General features: G+C 71.7%; 20 protein-coding genes and 2 tRNA genes. 10 read left to right on the top strand and 12 right to left on the bottom strand.

The features are described from left to right. Positions 1 to 25 precede the first annotated feature (25 nt). A tRNA-Pro gene (locus tag ABTY59_RS05460) sits at positions 26 to 102 on the bottom strand. A gap of 132 nt (positions 103 to 234) precedes the next feature. On the opposite strand from ABTY59_RS05460, the gene ABTY59_RS05455 reads away from it, so the two are divergent. Further along, a tRNA-Gly gene (locus ABTY59_RS05455) sits at positions 235 to 305 on the top strand. Between the two features lie 56 nt (positions 306 to 361). Here the strand turns inward: ABTY59_RS05455 and ABTY59_RS05450 are convergent. Further along, positions 362 to 556, bottom strand: a complete 195-nt coding sequence (locus tag ABTY59_RS05450) for a hypothetical protein (RefSeq protein WP_030684996.1) — start codon at positions 554 to 556, stop codon at positions 362 to 364. 299 nt (positions 557 to 855) lie between these two features. On the opposite strand from ABTY59_RS05450, the gene ABTY59_RS05445 reads away from it, so the two are divergent. Next, a complete protein-coding gene (locus ABTY59_RS05445; RefSeq protein ID WP_352017584.1) occupies positions 856 to 1,950 on the top strand; it encodes an acyltransferase family protein in 1,095 nt (364 codons plus the stop codon). Here ABTY59_RS05445 and ABTY59_RS05440 read toward each other — a convergent pair. Next, a complete protein-coding gene (locus ABTY59_RS05440; RefSeq protein WP_352017583.1) occupies positions 1,907 to 3,052 on the bottom strand; it encodes a PP2C family protein-serine/threonine phosphatase in 1,146 nt (381 codons plus the stop codon). The genes ABTY59_RS05445 and ABTY59_RS05440 overlap by 44 nt on opposite strands. A 106-nt stretch (positions 3,053 to 3,158) precedes the next feature. On the opposite strand from ABTY59_RS05440, the gene ABTY59_RS05435 reads away from it, so the two are divergent. Then, on the top strand, positions 3,159 to 4,388 hold the full coding sequence (locus ABTY59_RS05435; RefSeq protein ID WP_352017582.1) for a GNAT family N-acetyltransferase: 1,230 nt from the start codon (positions 3,159 to 3,161) through the stop codon (positions 4,386 to 4,388). A 10-nt stretch (positions 4,389 to 4,398) separates the two neighbouring features. Here ABTY59_RS05435 and ABTY59_RS05430 read toward each other — a convergent pair whose 3' ends face one another. Together ABTY59_RS05430 and ABTY59_RS05425 are read right to left on the bottom strand one after the other, a co-directional pair. Beyond that, a complete protein-coding gene (locus ABTY59_RS05430; RefSeq protein ID WP_352017581.1) occupies positions 4,399 to 5,208 on the bottom strand; it encodes an Fpg/Nei family DNA glycosylase in 810 nt (269 codons plus the stop codon). Then, the gene (locus tag ABTY59_RS05425; protein ID WP_352017580.1) at positions 5,208 to 5,702 is read right to left on the bottom strand and encodes a ribose-5-phosphate isomerase; all 495 of its coding nucleotides are present in this window, start codon (positions 5,700 to 5,702) and stop codon (positions 5,208 to 5,210) included. The genes ABTY59_RS05430 and ABTY59_RS05425 overlap by 1 nt, the downstream gene beginning before the upstream one ends. A 196-nt stretch (positions 5,703 to 5,898) precedes the next feature. On the opposite strand from ABTY59_RS05425, the gene ABTY59_RS05420 reads away from it, so the two are divergent. Next, positions 5,899 to 7,353, top strand: coding sequence for an amino acid permease (locus tag ABTY59_RS05420; RefSeq protein WP_352017579.1), 1,455 nt, complete (start codon positions 5,899 to 5,901; stop codon positions 7,351 to 7,353). Between the two features lie 70 nt (positions 7,354 to 7,423). Here ABTY59_RS05420 and ABTY59_RS05415 read toward each other — a convergent pair whose 3' ends face one another. Beyond that, positions 7,424 to 8,017 (bottom strand): biotin transporter BioY, encoded by a 594-nt coding sequence (locus ABTY59_RS05415; RefSeq protein WP_352017578.1) that lies wholly within the window; start codon positions 8,015 to 8,017, stop codon positions 7,424 to 7,426. Between the two features lie 265 nt (positions 8,018 to 8,282). On the opposite strand from ABTY59_RS05415, the gene ABTY59_RS05410 reads away from it, so the two are divergent. The 3 genes from ABTY59_RS05410 (at position 8,283) to ABTY59_RS05400 (ending at position 12,006) form a co-directional block, all read left to right on the top strand. Further along, complete coding sequence (locus ABTY59_RS05410; protein WP_352017577.1) at positions 8,283 to 9,665, top strand: amino acid permease; 1,383 nt, start codon at positions 8,283 to 8,285, stop codon at positions 9,663 to 9,665. Positions 9,666 to 9,781: 116 nt separating this feature from the next. Continuing rightward, positions 9,782 to 11,194 (top strand): amino acid permease, encoded by a 1,413-nt coding sequence (locus ABTY59_RS05405; RefSeq protein WP_352017576.1) that lies wholly within the window; start codon positions 9,782 to 9,784, stop codon positions 11,192 to 11,194. Between the two features lie 167 nt (positions 11,195 to 11,361). Beyond that, positions 11,362 to 12,006 (top strand): superoxide dismutase, encoded by a 645-nt coding sequence (locus ABTY59_RS05400; protein WP_352017575.1) that lies wholly within the window; start codon positions 11,362 to 11,364, stop codon positions 12,004 to 12,006. A gap of 107 nt (positions 12,007 to 12,113) precedes the next feature. Here the strand turns inward: ABTY59_RS05400 and ABTY59_RS05395 are convergent, their stop codons facing one another. Then, positions 12,114 to 12,749, bottom strand: coding sequence for a mycothiol-dependent nitroreductase Rv2466c family protein (locus tag ABTY59_RS05395; RefSeq protein WP_352017574.1), 636 nt, complete (start codon positions 12,747 to 12,749; stop codon positions 12,114 to 12,116). A gap of 147 nt (positions 12,750 to 12,896) precedes the next feature. Here ABTY59_RS05395 and pepN point away from each other — a divergent pair, with 147 nt between their 5' ends. Both pepN and ABTY59_RS05385 read left to right on the top strand, forming a co-directional pair. After that, complete coding sequence (gene pepN, locus ABTY59_RS05390) at positions 12,897 to 15,446, top strand: aminopeptidase N (RefSeq protein ID WP_352017573.1); 2,550 nt, start codon at positions 12,897 to 12,899, stop codon at positions 15,444 to 15,446. Between the two features lie 145 nt (positions 15,447 to 15,591). After that, on the top strand, positions 15,592 to 16,596 hold the full coding sequence (locus ABTY59_RS05385) for a hypothetical protein (RefSeq protein WP_352017572.1): 1,005 nt from the start codon (positions 15,592 to 15,594) through the stop codon (positions 16,594 to 16,596). A gap of 4 nt (positions 16,597 to 16,600) precedes the next feature. Here the strand turns inward: ABTY59_RS05385 and ABTY59_RS05380 are convergent, their stop codons facing one another. The 5 genes from ABTY59_RS05380 to ABTY59_RS05360 form a co-directional block, all read right to left on the bottom strand. Beyond that, entirely contained in the window at positions 16,601 to 17,821 is a 1,221-nt protein-coding gene (locus ABTY59_RS05380) for a serine hydrolase domain-containing protein (protein ID WP_352017571.1), read from the bottom strand. Between the two features lie 101 nt (positions 17,822 to 17,922). Continuing rightward, entirely contained in the window at positions 17,923 to 18,390 is a 468-nt protein-coding gene (locus ABTY59_RS05375) for an NUDIX hydrolase (protein WP_352017570.1), read from the bottom strand. Positions 18,391 to 18,399: 9 nt separating this feature from the next. Further along, on the bottom strand, positions 18,400 to 18,903 hold the full coding sequence (locus tag ABTY59_RS05370) for an HPP family protein (RefSeq protein WP_502995338.1): 504 nt from the start codon (positions 18,901 to 18,903) through the stop codon (positions 18,400 to 18,402). A gap of 275 nt (positions 18,904 to 19,178) precedes the next feature. Continuing rightward, on the bottom strand, positions 19,179 to 20,042 hold the full coding sequence (locus ABTY59_RS05365; protein ID WP_352017569.1) for a pyridoxamine 5'-phosphate oxidase family protein: 864 nt from the start codon (positions 20,040 to 20,042) through the stop codon (positions 19,179 to 19,181). 48 nt (positions 20,043 to 20,090) lie between these two features. Further along, positions 20,091 to 20,546 carry a VOC family protein gene (locus ABTY59_RS05360; RefSeq protein WP_352017568.1) on the bottom strand — a complete coding sequence of 152 codons (456 nt, stop codon included), beginning with the start codon at positions 20,544 to 20,546 and terminating at the stop codon, positions 20,091 to 20,093. Between the two features lie 129 nt (positions 20,547 to 20,675). Between ABTY59_RS05360 and ABTY59_RS05355 the strand changes: the two genes are divergently transcribed. Beyond that, on the top strand, positions 20,676 to 21,218 hold the full coding sequence (locus ABTY59_RS05355) for a CGNR zinc finger domain-containing protein (protein WP_352017567.1): 543 nt from the start codon (positions 20,676 to 20,678) through the stop codon (positions 21,216 to 21,218). Positions 21,219 to 21,273 lie beyond the last annotated feature (55 nt).

Here is a 21,273-nt window from a genome sequence, read left to right as displayed (position 1 = left end):
GCGCGAGGTCCGCGCGTGATCGTCATGGTCGGGGTGGCGGGATTTGAACCCACGGCCTTCCGCTCCCAAAGCGGACGCGCTACCAAGCTGCGCCACACCCCGTCGGTGCGACACGTAGGGTACATGCACGGAGACTGTGCGGCGCCCCCTGTTTTCGGGGTGTGCGCGAAGGGCCACGGACCGGCTACCATGCTCTTCGTGCCGCGGTCCTCGTGACCTGCGGCGCGATGCCGTGCGGGTGTAGCTCAATGGTAGAGCACTAGTCTTCCAAACTAGCTACGCGGGTTCGATTCCCGTCACCCGCTCTTTCATACGGTCCGGGCCCGGTTCCTCGTCGAGGAACCGGGCCCGAGTCGTCTGCTCAGAACTTTATGGACCCCACGGTCTGCGTGATCGAGTCCAGGAAGCGCTGGATGTCGTCGGCCATGCCGGTGGAGGCGAGGAAGAAGCCGAAGAGGACCGCGACCACGGCGGGGCCGCCCTTGAGGTTCCCCCCTCGGATCAACACCACCAGGATGATTGCCAACAGCAACACCACAGACAGCGAAATGGCCACAACTGATCACACCCTCGGTCGGTCCCGCCTTGCCCACCAGGGAGCCCCTGTCTCGGAACACCCCCCGCTGTCTCCATCGTGCCACCAACCCCCTTGCCCCCGCTGCCGGGTGACGAATCGTCGGCGGTGTGCATCGCGAGGGGAGAGCATTGCCACATCCGTACAACCAGAGGGCGATTGCGGTGTTATAGGGCTTTCGCGAGGCCTCACACCGCCCTCTCTTCCACCCTTTTGTCCTTGAGTGAGCGCTATGCTCCCCCTCCTTTTCGGACAGCGGACTCACAGCTAGCGTCTCGGCAATGTCGTCCACCACTCACCCGGGAATCACCGCCGCTCCCCTGCGGACCGTGCCCGTCACCGTCGCCGCGCGGCGGCGTGACCCGTACTTCGACAACGCGAAGTACCTCGCCGTCCTGCTCGTGGCCGTCGGCCACGTGCTCCCCGTGGTGGTGGAGGGAAGCCGGGCGACCCGGGCCCTCTACATGCTGGTGTACGCGTTCCACATGCCGGCCTTCGTACTGATATCGGGCCACCTCTCGCGCAGCTACACCGGGCGGCCCGACCAGCTCCGGCGGCTGGTCACCGGGGTCGTCGTGCCGTACCTCGTCTTCGAGGTCGCGTACACGCTGCTGATCCGGTGGGGAGCGCAGCCCGAGCGGCCGTACAGCCTGCTCCACCCCTCGTACCTGATGTGGTTCCTGCTCGCGCTGTTCGTCTGGCGGGTGACGGCCCCGTTCTGGTCGGTCATCCGCATGCCCGTGGCCGTGTCCGTCGTGATCGCGGCGCTCGCGTCGATCACCCCCGGCCTCGACGGGGTCATCGGCATGCAGCGGGTGCTGCAGTTCCTGCCGTTCTTCGTGATCGGGCTGCGCATGCGGCCGGAGCACTTCCGGTTCCTGCGGCGGCGGCCGGTGCGGATCGTGGCCGCCCTGGTCCTCGCCGGCGCCGTGCCCTTCACGTACTGGGCGACCGCCAGCATCTACATGACCTGGTTCTACCGGACGGTGAGCGCCCAGGAGATGGGCGTGGCCTGGTGGCCCGGACTCGTCAGGGTCGGCGCCCTGTTCGTCTGCGCGCTGATCCTCACGGCGGCCTTCCTCGCGCTGGTGCCCGCCCGGAGGCTGTGGTGCACGGTGCTGGGGTCCGGGACCATCTGCGGCTATCTGCTGCACGGCCTCCTCATCCGGGGCGGGCAGTACTCGGGCCTCTTCGACCGCTGTCCGTCCCTGGGCACGCCGGGCGGCCGGGTCTTCCTGACGGTGACGGCGCTCGTGGTGATGACGCTGCTGTGCACCCCCGTGGTGCGCCGGATCACGAAGCCGTTGACGGAGCCTGAGCTGGCCTGGGCGTTCAGGAAGGACGGGACAGGAGCAGCAGGGCCCGGTCGTCGTTGACGTCCTTGGCGACGGCCTCGATCAGGTGCCAGGCGACGCCCTCGAAGCCTTCGGCGACACAGCGGTCGGCCTCGCCGGTGAGGCGGTCGATGCCCTCGGCGATGTCCCGGTCGGCGGCCTCGACGAGGCCGTCCGTGAAGAGCATCAGGACGTCGCCGGGGCGCAGCGAGCCCTTGACGGGGTGGAACTCGGCCCCGTCGTAGACGCCGAGGAGGGGTCCTTCGGCGGCCTTCTCCTCCCAGCGTCCGCTGCCCGCGTGGAGCTGGAGGGCGGGCAGGTGTCCGGCCGAGAAGAGTTCGTAGTCGCCGGACTCCAGGTCGAGGACGAGGTGGATCGAGGTGGCGAAGCCCTCGTCCCAGTTCTGGCGGAGGAGGTAGCCGTTCGCCGCCGGGAGGAAGCCGTGCGGCGGGAGCGAGCCGAGGAGTCCGCCGAAGGCGCCGGAGAGCAGCAGGGAGCGGGAGGCCGCGTCCATGCCCTTGCCGGAGACGTCGGTGAGGACGACTTCCAGGGTGCGTCCGCCGTGGGTGCGGGCGGCGACGACGAAGTCGCCCGAGAAGGACTGGCCGCCGGCCGGGCGCAGCGCCATCTCGCGGTGCCAGCCCTGGGGGAGCCGGGGCAGGGCGCTCTGGACGCGGATGCGCTCGCGCAGGTCGAAGAGCATGGTGCCGCCGCGCCGCCAGGGGACGCCGACCCGGGCGCGGAACTGGGCGATGAGCAGCCCGAAGAGTCCGCAGGCGGCGACGACCAGGACGGTGCCGGGGGTGACCCGGGCCGGGCCCTGGGTGTAGGGGCCGAGGACGACGGACTCGACGATGAGGGCGCCCGCTGCCGCCGCGTACAGGCCGAGCAGGCTGGCGGGGCGCAGCAGCAGGCCGCCCGCCACGATGGGCAGGACGAGCGCGGCCGGCGCGCACCAGACGGGGTCGAGGAGGGTCGCGCACGCGATGGCGGGGATCGTCAGGAGGAGTCCGGCGAGGGCGAGCCAGTCCGCGCCGTCGCCGCGGAAGTAGTCGACTCCGGATCTGCGCAGCGCGACGCGGGCCCGGCGCACGCGCCTGCGTGTCCGGGCCGCGTACGTGTTCATTCCGGCTCGCTGTCCCATTGGCCTGGACCCTATCCATCCCGTCGGACATCGTGCAGGGGTACCCCCGTGACAAGGTGCGTGAAATCGGGTCGCCTCGGGCGGGCGCCGCTGATATCGATGGCATATGACGACTGAACTGCGGGTTCTCGACCCGTCGGAGTGGGACCGCTGGTACGGGGTGCTGGAGCTCGCCTTCGGCGGTGTGCCGGAGGCGCCGGAGGAGCGGCAGCTGTGGCGCGACCTGACCGAGTTCGACCGTTCTCTGGGTGTCTGGGACGGCGAGCTGTGCGTGGGGACGGCGGGGGCGTTCAGCTTCCGGCTCACGGTGCCGGGCGGGGCGTCGGTCCCGGCGGGCGGGGTGACGATGGTGAGCGTGGCGGGCACGCACCGCCGGCGCGGGATCCTGACCTCGATGATGCGGCGGCAGCTGGACGACCTGCGGGCGGCGGGCGAGTGCCTGGCCGTGCTGACGGCGTCGGAGCCGGAGATCTACGGGCGGTTCGGCTACGGCGTCGGGGCGTACTCGGTGCACGCGGCGATCGACACGACCCGGGTGCGGCTGACGGTGCCGGAGGGCACGGACGGGGTCTCGCTGCGCCTCGCCGACCTGACGGAGTCCTCGGCGGTGTGCGAGGAGATCTACGCGAAGCGGGTGCCGGAGCGGCCCGGGATGCTCGCGCGGCTGCCGGAGTGGGAGCGACTGCCGCTGATGGACCCGGCGGGCGAGCGGGAGGGCGCGTCGCCCCGGCAGTGCCTGCTCGCGGAGCGGGACGGTGAGGTCGTGGGCTTCGCGCACTACGCGATCAAGCCGGACTGGTCGTACGCGGGGTCGAACGGGTCGGTGGAGGTGGTCCAGTTGATGGGGCTCGACCCGGTGGCCGAGGCGGCGCTGTGGCGGTTCCTCTGCTCGGTGGACCTGACCGCGTCGGTGCGGTTCCGCAGCAGGCCCGTGGACGACGGGTGGCAGCACCTGGTGAGCGATCTGCGGCGGTGCGAGCCGACGGTGCGGGACGCCCTGCACGTGCGGCTGGTGGAGGTGGGCGCGGCCCTGGAGGCGCGGACGTACCAGGCGCCGGTGGACGTGGTGCTGGAGGTGGAGGACGCGTTCTGTCCGTGGAACGCGGGGCGGTGGCGGCTCACGGGGGACGCGAAGGGCGCGGTGTGCGTCCGTACCGGCGACGCGCCGGATCTCCTGCTGTCCGCGCGGGAGTTGGGCGCCGCCTATCTGGGCGGGACCTCGCTGGTGTCGCTTGCCGCCGCCGGGCGGGTGCGGGAGCTGCGGGAGGGCGCGCTGGTGGAGGCGTCGGTGGCCTTCGGGTCGCCCGTCGCGCCGTGGCTGCCGCACGGGTTCTGACGGTGCCCCGTCAGCGCGTCTGGCAGCCGGGGCACCAGAAGAGGTTGCGGGCGGCGAGGTCGGCGGTGCGGATCTCGTCGCCGCAGATGTGGCAGGGCTGGTTCGCGCGTCGGTAGACGTAGACCTCGCCGCCGTGGTCGTCCACGCGGGGCGGGCGGCCCATGGCCTCGGGGGTGTGCTCGGGGCGGACGGTGTCGATGCGGTTGAGGCGGACGCCCTCGCGCATGAGGACCGCCAGGTCCTCCCAGATCAGCGTCCACTCCCCCGCCGTGAGGTCCTTGCCCGCGCGGTACGGGTCGATGCCGTGCCGGAAGAGGACCTCGGCGCGGTAGACGTTGCCGACGCCCGCGATGACCTTCTGGTCCATCAGGAGGGCGGCGACGGTCGTGCGGGACTTCGAGATCCGGCGCCAGGCCCGTGCCGGGTCGTCGTCCTCGCGGAGCGGGTCCGGGCCGAGCCGGTCGTGTATCGCGGCCTTCTCGGCGTCCGTGATCAGGGCGCAGGTGGTGGGGCCGCGCAGGTCGACGTACCCCTCGGGGTTCGTGAGGCGCAGCCGGACGGTGTCCGTGGGCGGCGGGGCGGGGGCGTCGCCGAAGTTCACCTTGCCGAAGAGGCCGAGGTGGATGTGGATCCATTCCTCGCCGGGGAAGCCCAGGAAGAGGTGCTTGCCGTGGGCCTCGGTCGTCTCCAGGACGCTGCCGTCGAGCAGGGCCGCCGAGTCGGCGAACTTGCCCTGGGGGCTGGAGACGCGCACGGGCCGGCCGCCGAACCGCTCGCGGTGGTCGGCGGCCAGCCGGTGGATGGTGTGCCCCTCGGGCATCAGGCGGTCGGCTCCTGCGGGTGGTGCGCCGGGATCGGGGGGAGCTCGCCGGTGGTCTCGTACGCGGTGAGCATGTCGATCCGGCGGGTGTGACGCTCGTCACCGGAGTACGGGGTGCCGAGGAAGATCTCGACGAACTTGGTCGCCTCTTCCTGCGTGTGCATCCGGCCGCCGACGGAGATCACGTTGGCGTTGTTGTGCTCGCGGCCGAGGGCGGCGGTCTGCTCGCTCCAGGCGAGGGCGGCGCGGACCCCCTTCACCTTGTTCGCGGCGATCTGCTCGCCGTTGCCGGAGCCGCCGATGACGATGCCCAGGCTGTCCGGGTCCGCGGCCGTCTTCTCGGCGGCGCGCAGGCAGAACGGCGGGTAGTCGTCCAGGGCGTCGTAGATGTGGGGACCGCAGTCGACGGGCTCGTGGCCGTGTGCCGTGAGCCACTCGACGAGGTGGTTCTTTAGTTCAAAGCCGGCGTGGTCGGAACCGATATAGACGCGCATGATGCCGAGTGTGGCACGTCAGGGCCCGGGTAGCAGGCAGCGGGGTCGGGACCTTCACCCGGCCTGGTACGGACCTTCGACTCTCGCGAGGTCGCCCGTACAACGATCCGGAATGAGGTCTTCCGATCATCCCCGTCCACAGTGTTCAATGCTCGGGCTCGCGACCCGAGCAGCCCCCACACACAAGGAAGCGTCGATGAACACGCAACCGACCCTGACGAAGGACGGCCAGGAGACCGGCACCACCGGTCCCGAGCAGTCCTCCGACGGCCTCAAGGCCGGGCTCAAGAACCGCCATCTGTCGATGATCGCGATCGGCGGCGTGATCGGCGCCGGTCTCTTCGTCGGCTCCGGCTCCGGCATCGCCGCGGCCGGCCCCGCGATCCTCCTGTCGTACGCACTCGTCGGCGCCATGGTCGTCTTCGTGATGCGGATGCTCGGCGAGATGGCCGCCGCCCGTCCCTCCTCCGGCTCCTTCTCCGCCTACGCGGACCAGGCCCTGGGCCGCTGGGCCGGTTTCAGCATCGGCTGGCTGTACTGGTTCTTCTGGGTCGTCGTGCTCGCCGTGGAGGCGACCGCCGGTGCCAAGATCCTGGAGAGCTGGGTCCCGGCCGTCCCGCAGTGGGGCTGGGCACTCATCGTGATGGTGGTGCTGACCGCGACCAACCTGGGCTCCGTCGCCTCGTACGGCGAGTTCGAGTTCTGGTTCGCCGGCATCAAGGTCGTCGCCATCGGCGCCTTCGTCGTCATCGGCCTGCTCGCCGTCTTCGGCGTGCTCCCCGGCTCGGACAACCCCGGCGCCGGATTCGCGCACCTCACCGACAGCGGGGGCTTCTTCCCGATGGGCGCGGGCGCGGTCCTCACCGGTGTGCTGATGGTCGTCTTCTCGTTCATGGGCAGCGAGATCGTCACGCTGGCCGCCGGTGAGTCCGAGAACCCGCAGAAGGCGGTCACCAAGGCCACCAACAGCGTGATCTGGCGGATCGGCGTCTTCTACCTGGGCTCGATCTTCGTCGTCCTGACGCTGCTGCCGTGGAACGACAAGTCGATCGTCGACAAGGGCTCGTACGTCGCCGCCCTCGACTCCATCGGGATCGCGCACGCCGGCCAGATCATGAACGTGATCGTCCTGACGGCCGTCCTGTCCTGCCTGAACTCGGGCCTCTACACCGCCTCCCGCATGGCCTTCTCGCTCGGGCAGCGCGGTGACGCGCCGAAGGCCTTCGCGAAGGTCAACAAGCGGGGCGTGCCGACGGCCGCGATCCTCGGGTCGGTCGTCTTCGGCTTCGTCGCGGTCTTCTTCAACTACAAGTGGCCGGACACGGTCTTCGCGTTCCTGCTGAACTCCTCCGGCGCGGTCGCGCTCTTCGTCTGGCTGGTCATCTGCGTGACCCAGCTGCGGATGCGCGGCATCATCCTGCGCGAGTCGCCGGAGAAGCTGATCGTGCGGATGTGGCTCTTCCCGTACCTGACGTGGGCGACCATCGTCATGATCGTCGGCGTCCTCGGCTACATGGTCTACGACGGCGGAAGCAACCGCGACCAGGTCGTGCTCTCGCTGCTCGTGGCCGCGCTCGTCATCGCGATCTCGCTGGTCCGGCAGCGCGTCGGCAAGGCCGACCGGCCCGCGGAGGTCTCCGAGCGCGTCTGACGCGACCACGGACACGAGAGGGCCCGCCGTTCCCCCGGGGAGCGGCGGGCCCTCTCGTGCGCGTACGGGCTCAGCCCTTGCGGCCCACGAGCTTCCACGCGGCCGGCAGGGCGCCCATGGCGAGCGCGGCCTTGAGGGCGTCGCCGATGAGGAACGGGGTGAGGCCGGCGGCGACGGCCTGGCCGAAGGTCATGCCGGTGGCGAGGGCCAGGTACGGCACGCCGACCGCGTAGATGATCGCGGAGCCGAGCACCATGGCGCCGGCGGTGCGCGGGACCGTGCGATCGGCGCCGCGGCGGGCGAGGGCGCCGACGACGGTCGAGGCCAGGAGCATGCCGAGGATGTAGCCGAAGGTCGGCATGGCGTAGCCGGAGGAGGCCTCGGCGAACCACGGGACGCCCGCCATGCCCGCGACCGCGTACAGGGCGAGGGCGAGGAAGCCGCGGCGGGCGCCGAGGGCGGTGCCGACGAGCAGGGCGGCGAAGGTCTGGCCGGAGACCGGGACCGGGGAGCCGGGGACCGGGACCGAGATCTGCGCGGCGAGGCCCGTGAGGGCGGCGCCGCCGACCACGAGGGCGATGTCGCGGGCGCGGCTCGCCGGGACGAGGTCGGCGAGGACGGTGCCCGCCCGGAGGGTGCGGGCGGGGGCGGCGGCGGTGCTCATCGGTACTCCGCGGGGTGAGGGTGGGAGGGACAGGTCGACGGTATGCCAGGAGTGAACGCCCGATCACCGTCAGCCGCCGACAAAGCGGCGGTCGAGCGCTTCGTGGAGATCGAACAAACCCCGCCGATCACACCTCGCGCCACGTGACGCTTGTCACTGGGCACTCGCGCGAGGAGGTCCCTTTTGCGCCAAGGGGCGTTCGCTGGAGAGACTGTGGAGTCTCCATAAACCGTCTCCATGAACGTCAGAGGACACGAGCCCCCACATGCACGACCCCCTCGTCCCCGAACCGGAGCCCCTCTCCCACGGTCTGAAGCAGCGTCACCTGACGATGCTGGGGCTGGGCGGGGTGATCGGAGCCGGTCTCTTCGTCGGCTCGGGCGCCGGCATCGCCGTCGCCGGACCCGGCATCGTGGTCTCGTACCTGATCGCCGGCGCGCTCGCGATGCTGATCATGCGGATGCTCGGCGAGATGTCGGCGGCGATGCCCGCCTCGGGCGCCTTCTCGGTGCACGCGGAGCGGGCGCTCGGCCGCTGGGCGGGGTTCTCGGTGGGCTGGCTGTACTGGTTCCTGCTCGTCGTGGTCCTCGCCGTGGAGGCGACGGGCGCGGCGCGGATCGCGCACGGCTGGGTGCCGGGGGTGCCGCAGTGGGGCTGGGTGCTGGTCTTCATGGTCGTGTTCACCCTCGCCAACCTGGCGGCGGTGAAGAACTTCGGCGAGTTCGAGTTCTGGTTCGCGGCCCTGAAGGTCGGCGCGATCGTCCTCTTCCTGGTGCTGGGCGTGCTCGCGATCCTCGGCCGGCTGCCCGACACGGACCCGGTGGGCCTGGCGAACCTGACCGGACAGGGCGGCTTCCTGCCGAACGGCTGGTCCGGGGTGATCTCGGGCGTGCTCGCCGTCGTGTTCGCCTTCGGCGGCCTGGAGGTCGTCACGATCGCGGCGGCGGAGTCCGACGACCCGGCGCGGAACGTGGCGCGGGCGGTGCGCAGCGCGGTCTGGCGGATCCTGCTCTTCTACGTGGGTTCGATGCTGGTCATCGTGACGCTGCTGCCGTGGACCTCGATGGAGCCGGGCGAGTCGCCGTACGTGGCGGTCCTGGACTCGATCGGGGTGCCCGCGGCGGGCCAGATCATGAACGTGGTGGTGTTCGTGGCGCTGCTCTCGGCGCTCAACGCGAACCTGTACGGCTCCTCGCGGATGGTGTTCTCGCTGGCGGAGCGCGGGGAGGCCCCGAAGGGGCTGCTGCGGACCACCGGCGGAGGGGTGCCGCGCCGGGCGGTGCTCGCCTCGGTGGCCTTCGGCTTCGTCTCCGTCCTGCTCAATCTGAAGTGGCCGGATTCCGTCTTCCTCTACATGCTCAACGCCGTCGGCGCCGTGCTCCTCTTCGTCTGGGCGCTGATCGCGGTCTCGCAGCTGCGGCTGCGGCGCCGGATCGAGCGCGACGCCCCGGAGACGCTGACGCTGCGGATGTGGGGCTTCCCGTGGCTGACCTGGGTGGCGCTCGCCGCGATGGGGGCGGTGCTCGTCCTCATGCTGATCGACGACGCGGCGCGGCCGCAGGTGCTGTGGTCGGCGGGTGCGACCGGGGCCGTACTGCTCGTGGCGTGGGCGCGGGAGCTGCGCGCTTCCTCAACGAAGCGGAACTGATTCTTCACCTTGTGTGAAGGTCGTGCCCGTATAGCGGACTGCTGTTCCCTCTGAGCGGTGCACCCACCCAGACTGTGGGCTCCCTCCCCGTCTCAGCTAGTGAACAGGGTTCGCCCATGTCTCGGACCACCGCGCCCGCGCCGGCCGACCGCAAGGACGGCGCGACCGGACCTGCCGAGGGCCTGTCGCACGGCCTCAAGCAGCGCCATCTGTCGATGATCGCCCTCGGCGGCGTCATCGGCGCCGGTCTCTTCGTCGGCTCCGGCGCCGGCATCGCCGCCGCCGGACCCTCGATCGTGATCGCCTACGCGATATCCGGCGTCCTCGTGATGCTCGTGATGCGGATGCTGGGCGAGATGTCGGCCGCGAACCCCGCGTCCGGCTCCTTCTCCGTCCACGCCGAGCGCGCCTTCGGCTCCTGGGCGGGCTTCACCTCCGGCTGGGCCTTCTGGTTCCTGCTCTGCGTGGCCGTCGGGCTGGAGGGCATCGGCGCCGCGAAGATCATGACCGGCTGGTTCCCCGGCAGCCCCGAGTGGGCCTGGGTCGCGCTCTTCATGGTGGTCTTCTGCGTCACCAACCTCGCGGCCGTGAAGAACTTCGGCGAGTTCGAGTTCTGGTTCGCGGCGCTCAAGGTCGGCGCGATCGTGCTCTTCCTCGGCATCGGGGTCCTCGCGATCGTCGGCGTCCTGCCCGGCACGGACGCCCCCGGCACGGCGAACCTCAGCGGCGACGGCGGCTTCTTCCCGCACGGCTCCGAGGGCCTGATCGTGGGCCTGCTGGCGTCGGTCTTCGCGTACGGCGGTCTGGAGACGGTCACCATCGCGGCGGCCGAGTCGGAGCACCCGGTGCAGGGCGTCGCCAAGGCCGTCCGTACGGCGATGTGGCGCATCGCGCTCTTCTACATCGGCTCCATGGCGGTCATCGTCACCCTCGTCCCGTGGGACGACAAGGCGGTCGTCGAGAAGGGCCCGTACGTCGCCGCCCTCGACCACCTGGGCATCCCCGCGGCCGGCCAGATCATGAACGTGGTCGTCCTGGTCGCCCTGCTCTCGGCGATGAACGCCAACATCTACGGCGCCTCCCGGATGGCCGGCTCGCTGGTCGCGCGCGACCAGGGACCGAAGGCGCTGGGCCGGCTGTACGGCGGGGTGCCCCGCCCGGCCGTGCTCGTCTCCTCGGTCGTCGGCTTCGGCTGTGTGCTGCTGAGCTACTGGTCGCCGGACAAGGCCTTCATCTGGCTACTCAACACCATCGGCGCGATCATCCTGGTCGTCTGGTTCTTCATCGCCGCCTCCCAGCTGGTGCTGCGTCGCCGCACCGAGCGCGAGGCGCCCGAGAAGCTGGTCGTGCGGATGTGGGCCTTCCCGGTGCTGACCTGGGTGGCGCTGGCCGGCATGGCGGCGATCTTCTTCCTGATGGCGCGCGAGGAGGGCACCCGCGTGCAGCTGTACTGGACGGGCGGCCTCACGCTGGTGCTCGCCGTCATCGGCTTCGTACGCCAGAAGGCTGCAGCGGGCCGCGCTTCCTGAGCTTGGGCCGCTCCCCCTCGAAACCCCTGGACCGACGCCCGGTTCGGGGGTTTCGCCATGCCGGGAACACGAGACCTAGGACGAAGGGCTGATCAACAACGGCTCCCACCTACTGTTAGCCTGCACCTGCATATTGGTTGCAATAAGCCATCGAAGGGCTCGGTCACATGGCGATCTACACGCTCCCGGAGCTGCCGTACGACTACGCGGCGCTGGAGCCGGTGATCAATCCGCAGATCATCGAGCTGCACCACGACAAGCACCACGCCGCGTACGTCAAGGGCGCGAACGACACCCTTGAGCAGCTGGAAGAGGCGCGCGACAAGGACCAGTGGGGCGCGATCAACGGCCTGGAGAAGAACCTCGCGTTCCACCTCTCCGGCCACATCCTCCACTCCATCTACTGGAACAACATGAACAGCCCGAAGGACGGGGGCGGTGGCGAGCCGCTCGCCGCCGACGGCGTCGGTGACCTCGCGGACGCGATCACCGAGTCCTTCGGCTCCTTCGCCAAGTTCAAGGCCCAGCTGACCAAGGCCTCGGCGACCACCCAGGGCTCCGGCTGGGGCGTCCTCGCGTACGAGCCCATCAGCGGCCGGCTCATCGTCGAGCAGGTCTACGACCACCAGGGGAACGTCGGCCAGGGCTCGGTCCCGGTCCTGGTCTTCGACGCCTGGGAGCACGCCTTCTACCTGCAGTACAAGAACCAGAAGGTCGACTTCATCGAGGCCATGTGGCAGGTCGTCAACTGGCAGGACGTGAACAGGCGCTACCGGTCGGCCAAGGCCTCGGTGCCGCTGATCTCGTTCTGACCCCGCGCTCCTGCTCGTGATCGTCTTCTCAACCTTCACCGGGCAGGCGGAAAAGAGGACGGCCCCCGCGATGACGTGAATCGCGGGGGCCGTCTGCTGTGCGGGGACTACTCGAAGCTGGGCGCCGCCGTCCGCGTGCGCTTGATCTCGTAGAAGCCCGGCGTCGACGCCACGAGCAGCGTGCCGTCCCACAGCCGGGCCGCCGCGTCGCCGCGCGGGGTCGGGGTGACGACGGGACCGAAGAAGGCGACCTCGTCGCCCGTCGGGCCGGGCACCGCGATGACCGGGGTGCCGACGTCCTGGCCGACCTTCTCTATGCCCTCCGTGTGGGAGGCGCGCAGCTCGGTGTCGTAGGTGTCCTTGTCGGCGAAGTCCGCCAGGTCCTCGGGCAGGCCGACGTCCTTCAGGGCACCGGCGATCGCCTCGCGGGTCGGACCCTCGCCGTTGTTGTGGAAGCGGGTGCCGAGCGCCGTGTAGAGCTTGCCGACGACCTCGTCGCCGTGCAGCTGCTGGGCGGCGATCACCACACGGACCGGGCCCCAGGCCTGGGTCTCCAGCATCTCGCGGTACTCGGCGGGGACCTCGTCGAGCCGGTTCTCGTTGAGCACGGCCAGGCTCATGACCTTCCAGCGGACGTCGACCGGGCGGACCTGCTCGACCTCCAGCATCCAGCGGGAGGTCATCCAGGCCCACGGGCACAGCGGGTCGAAGTAGAAGTCTGCGGTGGTCCTGCTCTCGGACATGTCACTCCTCGGTGCGGCCGTGGGAAGAAGAAGGTGGTGCGCCGAAAGAAGGGAACCCGCCCGGGCGCGGGCGCATTCCCGTGTCCCGGGTGACAGCTGCACATGGGAGGATCGGTGCTGTTTCGAACGCGCCACGAAGGAGTGACCGTGCCCGGTGAGAATCTGTCCCGCGACGAGGCCCACGAGCGGGCCGCGCTGCTGTCCGTCGACGGGTACGAGGTCGCCCTCGACCTCCGGTCGGCGGTCGGCGACTCGGACGAGGCGGTGCGCACCTTCCGCTCCGAGACCACGATCCGGTTCCGCCGCACCGGCGAGGGAACGAGCACGTTCGTCGACCTGATCGCCCCCTCGGTGACCTCGGTCACGCTCAACGGCCGGTCCCTCGACCCGGCGGTCGTCTTCGACGGCGCGCGGATCGCGCTCGACGGCCTCGCCGACGAGAACACGCTCGTGGTGGACGCCCAGTGCGCCTACAGCCGCACCGGCGAGGGCATGCACCGCTTCGTCGACCCGGAGGACGGCGAGGTCTACCTCTACACGCAGTACGAGCCGGCCGACGCCCGCCGCGTGTACGCCGACTTCGAGCAGCCCGACCTCAAGGCCCCGTACCGCTTCGCGGTGACCGCGCCGGAGGGCTGGACGGTCTGGTCGAACGGCGCGGGCGAGCAGGACGCCGAGGGGGTGTGGCGGTTCGCGGAGACGGCGCCGATCTCCACGTACATCACGTGTGTCGTGGCCGGCCCCTACCACTACGTGACGGACAGCTACACGCGCGGCGACCTGGAGATCCCGCTCGGCGCGATGTGCCGGAAGTCGCTCGCGAAGCACTTCGACGCGGACGACGTCTTCCTGATCACGAAGCAGGGATTCGACTTCTTCCACGACAACTTCGACTACCCGTACCCCTTCGGGAAGTACGACCAGGCCTTCGTCCCCGAGTACAACCTCGGCGCGATGGAGAACCCGGGCATGGTGACCTTCCGCGAGGAGTACATCTACCGGGGCAAGGTCACCCAGGCCGCGTACGAGAGCCGGGCCAACGTCATCCTCCACGAGATGGCGCACATGTGGTTCGGCGACCTGGTCACCATGGTGTGGTGGGACGACCTGTGGCTCAAGGAGTCCTTCGCGGACTTCATGGGCTCCTTCGTGAACGCCGAGGCGACCCGCTTCACCAACAGCTGGGTGACCTTCGCCAACAACCGCAAGTCCTGGGCGTACCGCGCCGACCAGCTGCCGTCCACGCACCCGATCACGGCCGACATCCGTGACCTGGAGGACGCCAAGCTCAACTTCGACGGCATCACGTACGCCAAGGGCGCCTCGGTGCTGAAGCAGCTCGTCGCGTACGCCGGGCGGGACGCGTTCCTGGAGGGCGCGCGCCGCTACTTCAAGCGCCACGCCTACGGCAACACGCGCCTGGCGGACCTCCTGTCGATCCTGGAGGAGACCTCCGGGCGGGACATGAAGGCCTGGGCGAAGTCCTGGCTCCAGACCTCCGGCGTCAACAGCCTGACCCCGGCCGTCACCTACGACGCGGAGGGCCGGATCACCGAGCTCGCCGTCCTCCAGGAGGGCGACGAGCTGCGCCCGCACCGGGCGGCCGTCGGCCTCTACCGGGTCGCGGGCGGGGAACTCGTGCGGTACGCGCGGGCCGAGGCCGACCTCACCGGCGCCCGGAGCGTCGTCGCCGAGCTCGCGGGCGAGGAGAAGCCCGACCTGGTGCTCGTCAACGACGACGACCTCACCTACTGCAAGATCCGCTTCGACGAGGGCTCGCTCGCGACCCTGCGGGCGCACCTCGGGGACATCACCGACCCGCTGGCCCGCGCCCTGTGCTGGTCGGCGCTGTGGAACCTGACCCGCGACGGGCTCATGCCGGCCCGGGACTTCGTCTCCGTCGTCCTCGCCTTCGCGGGCCGCGAGACCGACATCGGCGTCCTGCAGATGGTGCACGGCTGGACGAAGTCGGCCGTCACCCTCTACGCGACGCCCGCGTGGCGCGAGGAGGGCGGGCGGCTGCTCGCCGAGGGCGGGCTGCGCGAGCTGCGGCTGGCCGAGCCGGGCAGCGAGCACCAGCTGACCTGGGCGCGGTTCTTCGCGGCGACCGCCGCCTCCGACGCCGACTTCCAGCTCCTGGAGGGTCTGCTCGACGGCACGGCGAAGATCGACGGCCTCGACGTCGACCAGGAGCTGCGCTGGGCGCTGCTGTCCCCGCTGGCCGCGCACGGCCGTGCGGACGAGGCGCGGATCGGCGAGGAGCTGGCCCGGGACGACACGGCCACGGGCAAGCGCCACCAGACGCGTCTGCTGGCCTCGCGGCCCTCGGCGGCGGTCAAGGCGCAGGCCTGGGCTCAGGTCGTCGAGTCGGACACCCTGTCGAACGCGCTGGTCGAGGCGACCATCGCGGGCTTCGTGCAGCCCTCGCAGCGCGAGCTGATCGCGCCGTACGCCGAGAAGTACTTCGCGGCGATCGAGCGGCTGTGGGGCGAGCGGTCGATCCAGATCGGCATCGACGTGGTCCGGGGCCTGTTCCCGGGCCTCCAGGACGACGAGGCGACGCTGACCTCGACGGACGCCTGGCTGTCCGGGCACGAGTCGGCCCCGCCGGCGCTGCGCCGTCTCGTCCTTGAGGCGCGGGACGACCTGGCGCGGGCGCTGCGCGCGCAGGCCTGCGACGGCCGCGCGGCGGTCTAGCCGATACGGCGACGGGGGCGGCGCCCTTGCGGGTGCCGCCCCCATCGGCTGTCGAACGTGCGTACTTTAGGGCGAGGTTGTCCCGGAATGTCGACGAGCGTGTAACAGGGGTTAGGGGAGCCTTCGGAAGCGGAAGACCCCCGGCATGAACCACAACACCCCCATCACCCCCCGCCCCCTCCCCCTCTCCTCCCCCACCGGCCGCCCGCAACGCCTGGCGTCCGCCGACCAGTTGAGGGCCCAGGGCGTCCCCGCCGCGGAGGTCGCCGCGCACTGCCGGCCCGGCGGCTGGCAGCAGCTGCTGCCCGGCGTCTTCCTGCTCCAGCCCGGACCGCCCACCAGCGAGGACCGGCTCAAGGCCGCGCTGCTCTACGCCCGCAGGAACGGCACCCTCCCCCCGCAGGGCCCCGACGCGATGATCACCGGGCTCGCCGCCCTCACCCTGCACCGCTTCTCCTCCGCTCCCCCGCTCACCGCCCTGGACCGCGTCGACGTGCTGGTGCCGCGCACCCGGCGGCTGCGCTCGACCGGCTGGGTGCGGGTGGTGCGCGCCGCCGAGTCGCCGGAGCCGGTGGAGCTCACGGGTGTGCCCGTGGCCCCGGTCGCCCGCGCCGTCGCCGACGCGGTGTCGGCGCTTGACGACGCGGAGACCGTCCGCCGGCTGCTCACCGAGGCCGTCCGCGGCGGCCACTGCGAACCGGGCGCGGTCGTCAGGGAGTTGAGCCGGGCCCGGCTGCTCTCCCGGCCGCACGTGGTGGACGCGGTGGACTCGCTGCTGGCCGAGGGACGCGCGCTCTCCGAGCAGCGGCTGTACGAGATGGTGCGGGAGTTCGCGCTGCCCGACCCGCTGTGGAACGTGGACCTGCGGCTGCCCGGCGGCCCGCACCTGGGCGGGGTGGACGCCTACTGGCCGGACCAGGCGGTGGCCGTGGAGCTGGACACCAGGGCGCCCCGGCAGGACGACGACGAGCTGTGGACCGAGTACACCCGCAAGCGGGAGCACCTGGAGCGGCTCGGCATCACGGTCGTCCACCTGACCCCGCGCAAGCTGCGCGAGGCGATGGACCAGCAGGCCACCGTGGTCCGCACGGCCCTGATGGCCGCGCCGGAGCGGCAGCCCGCCGCGTACGTCGTCGTCCTGCCGAGGTGAGGGCCTACCCCCTCGGGGCGGTGGCGGTCGCTCCGGTCGCGGTGGCGGTCGCGCCGGTCGTGCCGGTCGTGCCGGTCGTGCCGCAGAACTCGGCCTCGACGACCTTCTGGGTGTCGCCGGTCCAGTCGGCGTTGAAGTTGCCGGCGAGGGAGTGCTCGCCGTCGCGGGTCACATGGGCCAGGGACGAGGAGCCGTGGATGCCGCCGCCGTGGCCCCAGACCTCCACCCCGCAGCTCAGCTTGTCCTTCATCAGGCCGAGGCCGTAGCTGACGTTCGGGACGTCGGGGGAGATCGGGACCGTGGTGGTCATCTCCTTCAGACCGTCCTTCGTGAGGAGCCGGCCCTTGAGCAGGGCCCGGTAGAAGGTCTGCAGATCGCGGGAGTCGGAGATCATCTCGCCCGCCGCGCCCGCGATGCTCGGGTTGAGCGCGGAGACGTCGTGGACGGGGGCGTTCAGGTCCCGGGAGAGCTTGGAGTACGCCGGGCTGCTGGGCTCCGGCATCGCCGAGCGGGTGCCCGGGACGGAGGTGGCGCGGAGCTTGAGCGGCTTGATGATCCGGTTCTCGACGGCCTTGCCGTAGGGGCGGCCCGTGACCTTCTCGATCACCATGCCGGCGAGGACGAAGTTGGTGTTGGAGTAGTTCCAGGAGGCACCGGGCTCGAAGTCGGGCCTGTGGGCCATGGCGACGCCGACGAGCTGCTTCGGGGTCCAGGTGTCGTAGCGGTGCTCCAGGAAGCCGGCGCCGAAGACCTTGGCCTGGAAATCGGGGTCCTCGGTGTAGCTGTAGATGCCGCTGGTGTGGTTGAGGAGCTGGCGGACCGTGATCTTCCGGCCGTCGTGGCCGTTGCCGCGGACGACGCCGGGGAGCCACTTCTCGACGCGGTCGTCGAGGTCGAGGCGGCCCTCGGACTGGAGCTGGAGGAGGACGGTGGCGGTGAAGGTCTTGGTGATGGAACCGACGCGGTAGCGGTCGTCGCCCCCGCGCTCGCCCGCGGTGCCGGTCCAGCGGTGGTGCCCGTCGCGGGCCTGGGCGACGGCGCCGGGCACACCGTCGGCGACGGCGGCGTCCAGGGCCTGCTGGGTGGCCGCGTGGTGCGCCTTCGCGGGCGCGGCCTCGGCGGGGGCCGCCGTGGCCGCGAGGGCGGGGGTGGCGAGGACGGTGGCCGTGAGGCCCGCGACGAGGGTGGCGGCGAGGACGGTACGGGTGGTGCGTGCGGCTGACATGCGGGCTCCCCTGACGTACGGACGTGAACGTGATCGGTCACGGGAGGGGACCGCGGGGGCCGCGCGGCCGGTTGAGAGCGATCTTGGTGGTTGAGTCCTTTTCAGCCGTTCGCCGGATCGGTGAGGCGGGAGCGGCCGGCCGGGGGCCTCTCGCGCCACAGGTCGAGGCCGATGTCGACGAGCTCGACACGGGTGAGGAAGGGCACGGAGTCGAGCGGATGCCAGGCGGCGAGGTCGGTGGAGCCGTCGGTCTCGTTGCGCAGGGCACCCCCGGTGACCTGGGCCTCGTAGATGATCCGCAGCCCCTGCCAGTCACCGGGAGCACCGAGCCGGCGGAGCCAGGACCGCCGGATGGAGTCGATGCCGAGGAGCGCCGTGGGCTCGGTCAGGTACCCGGTCTCCTCCTCGACCTCGCGGACGACGGTCCGGACGGGGTCCTCGCCGTGATCCATGCCGCCGCCCGGCAGGGTCCACCGCCTGGCGCCGTCCTTGGCGACCCAGCGGGCGAGGAGGATCTCGCCGTCCCGGACGCACACGGCGTAGGCCGCCACCCTCAACTCCTGCTGCATGGACCGAGATTAGAGCCAGTACGCGGGATACGTCCGCCCCGTGCCGCGGGCGGCCGCGAGTCCGGCGGCGACCAGGATCAGCGAGGCGAGGGCGAGAAGGCCGAGAAACGACCAGAGGGGCGGCGCCTGGAGGGCGACGATCACGGCCGTGGCCGCGGCGGGCGAGTGCGGGGTGCGGGCGAGCGTCATCGCGCCGAGCGCGAGCCCGCCCGCGACGGCGGCGCCCCACGGGCCCGGCCCGGCCAGGGCGAGGACCGCGAAGCCGGTGAGGGCGGAGAGCAGCTGGCCGCCGACGACCGAACGCGGCTGGGACAGCGGCAGATCGGGGGCGCCGGCCACGAGCGCCATGCTGGCGGCGAGGGGCGGGATCAGCAGGGGCTGGTGGAGGAGGGTGCCGACGGCGACCAGGAGGAGGAGCGCGGCGACGGCGGCCGCGGTGGAGGCGAGCACAGCGCGGGGGCGGGGACGGGGCGGCGGCCGACGGCGGGCGGGAGCGGGCGCCGCTGCCCCGATGGCTCCGGGGGCGGGCGCGGTGGCCTCGGGAGGTGGAGCGGTGGCGTCGGGGGCGGGTGCGGTGGGCCGGCGGGTGGGCGCGGCGGCTTCGGGGGCGGGTGCGGTGGGCCGGCGGGTGGGCGCGGCGGCTTCGGGGGCCGGGGTGGTGGGCCGGTGGGTGGGTGCGGCGGCTTCGGGGGCGGGTGCGGTGGGCCGGTGGGTGGGCGCGGTGGCTTCGGGGGCCGGGGTGGTGGTCACGGGCGGTCCTCGGGAGTCGGCGTGGGGCGGAGGCGGGGTCAGGGCAGGGCGGGGTTGGCCGGGGAGTACTCCGGGGGCGACCAGCGCAGGGGGCTGTCGGCCGGGAGTTCGACCGTGCGGTCGACGCGGAAGCGGGTCACGCGGCCCTCGGGGCCGTACTCGGTGTGCGCGAGGCCGCTCAGCCGGAGCGTGAGGCCCGTCCGCCAGTCGAGGAAGAGCAGTCCCGCCCGGCCGTCCTCCTCCAGGTTTCCCAGGGTCAGGAACATCGCGTTGCCCGGGTAGTCGCGCCAGCTGAGCTCCCGGGGCGAGTCGACCCGCACGAAGCCGGGGTTGCCGCCCCGGTGGCTGGTGTCGAGGCCGTCGGGGGCGGCGGTCGCGATGAAGAAGGTGTCGGCGTCCCCGATCAGGCGCGCCTGATCGGGGGTGAGCTCCTCGCCGTGCCGGGCGGCTCCGGCCCCCGGGCGGGCGGGTTCGGAGCCGTACCACTCCCGCTTCTGGAGGTACTTCGGGCAGTTGGAGAAGACCTGCTCGGCCTCGATCGTGAAGCCGCGCGCGCTGGTCCTCGCGGTGCCGTTGAGACGCATGCGGCGGCGGGTGCGGGGGTCGAGGGCGAGGGTGCCGACGGGGGCGCCGTCGGGCGTGCCCTCGGGGAGGGCCGCGGCCACGGAGACCGTGCGGGGGCCGGTGGCCCGGACGAAGCCGGGCGCACCGGTGAGCAGGCGGGCCCAGACGCGGCCCTCGGCGTCCGCCGCGCCGAGCAGCAGCATCGGCTGGGCCTCCAGGAAGGCGGCGGCGATGGGGCGGATGCCGGGGGTGATGGAGCGGCCTACGTGGGCGGCGAGGTCCTGGACGCCCTCGCGCGCCTGTATCGCCAGGGAGCCGGGGTGGTACGCGGTGTTCACGGGAGGCCTCCGTGCGTGCGGGGTCGGCGGGTGACTTTCGGACAGGCCCTAGAAGAAGCCGCAGGTGGGGGCCGTCTCGCTGGGGGCTTCGGCGCCCTCCGCGCCCTTCGGGACGGAGATCTCCAGGCGGGTGCCGTCCGGGTCGTGGAAGAAGATGCCGCCGGAGGCCGCGCCCTCGCGGTGGGCCACGACGCCCTCGTACGCGAAGGAGGCGCCGCGGGCGGTGAGCGCGGCCTCGGCGGCGCGGACGTGCGCGAGGGACTCGGCCTCGAAGGCGAGGTGGTGGAGGCCGGGGCGGCCGGAGTCGTAGGCGCCCTCGGCCTGCTGCCAGAGGGTGAGGACCAGGCGGCCGTCCTGGCCGAGGAAGGCGTACCGGCTGTCCTTCTCCTCGCCCTCGCCGAGGACGTCGAAGCCGAGGACGTCGCCGTAGAAGGCGAGCGAGCGGGTGAGGTCGGTGACGTTGAGGCCGACGTGATGGGTGGCGAGCGTGCCGATCGCGGACATGGAGGTTCCCTCTCTGGTGCGGCCGCCCCCTCGGGCTAACCTCTTAATTCGACTTTAGAGGTTAGACATGGAGAGAGTCAACCGCTCACGTACTCTTGAGGGGTTAGTTCACCGAGGAGGGTGCCCGCCATGACCGCCATCGACCCCCGGCCGCTCACCGGCGAGCCCGTCTCCCTGGACCTGCTGAACACCCGCTGGAACGAGGAAGGCGTCCGCCAGGACCTGCTGACCGACGTCGAGGGCCTCGCCGTCTGGCTCGCCGCCAACGGCCTGGAGGGGCGGTTCGCCGCCGACGCGACCACCCTGCGGCACACCCTCACCGCCCGGGACGCGCTCGCCGCGCTGGTCGACCGCCCCGGCGACCCCGCCGCCACCGCGCGCGTCGACGCCGTCCTGGACCACGGCCGCATCCGGGCCACGCTCACGACCGAGGGACCCGGCGAGGAGGCCGAGTTCGCGGACGCCGCCTGGGGCCCCGGCTGGACCGCCGCCCGCGACTACCTCGACCTGCTGCGCACCGCGCCCGACCGGATCCGCGGCTGCGCCCACGAGGCGTGCATCCTGCACTTCTTCGACACCTCGCGGAACGGCACCCGCCGCTGGTGCTCGATGGCGATCTGCGGCAACCGCGCCAAGGCGTCCCGCCACTACGCCCGCACGAAGGAGAGCTGAGCGCCCGCGGCGCCGACTCGCCCGCTTTCACGCGCATTCGTCCGTCGTGGCGCAA

The organism is Streptomyces sp. NPDC096079, from assembly GCF_040303145.1.
GTDB lineage: Bacteria > Actinomycetota > Actinomycetes > Streptomycetales > Streptomycetaceae > Streptomyces.
Note: the sequence above shows the minus strand (reverse complement) of the source record. Positions and strands in the feature narration are given on the sequence as shown.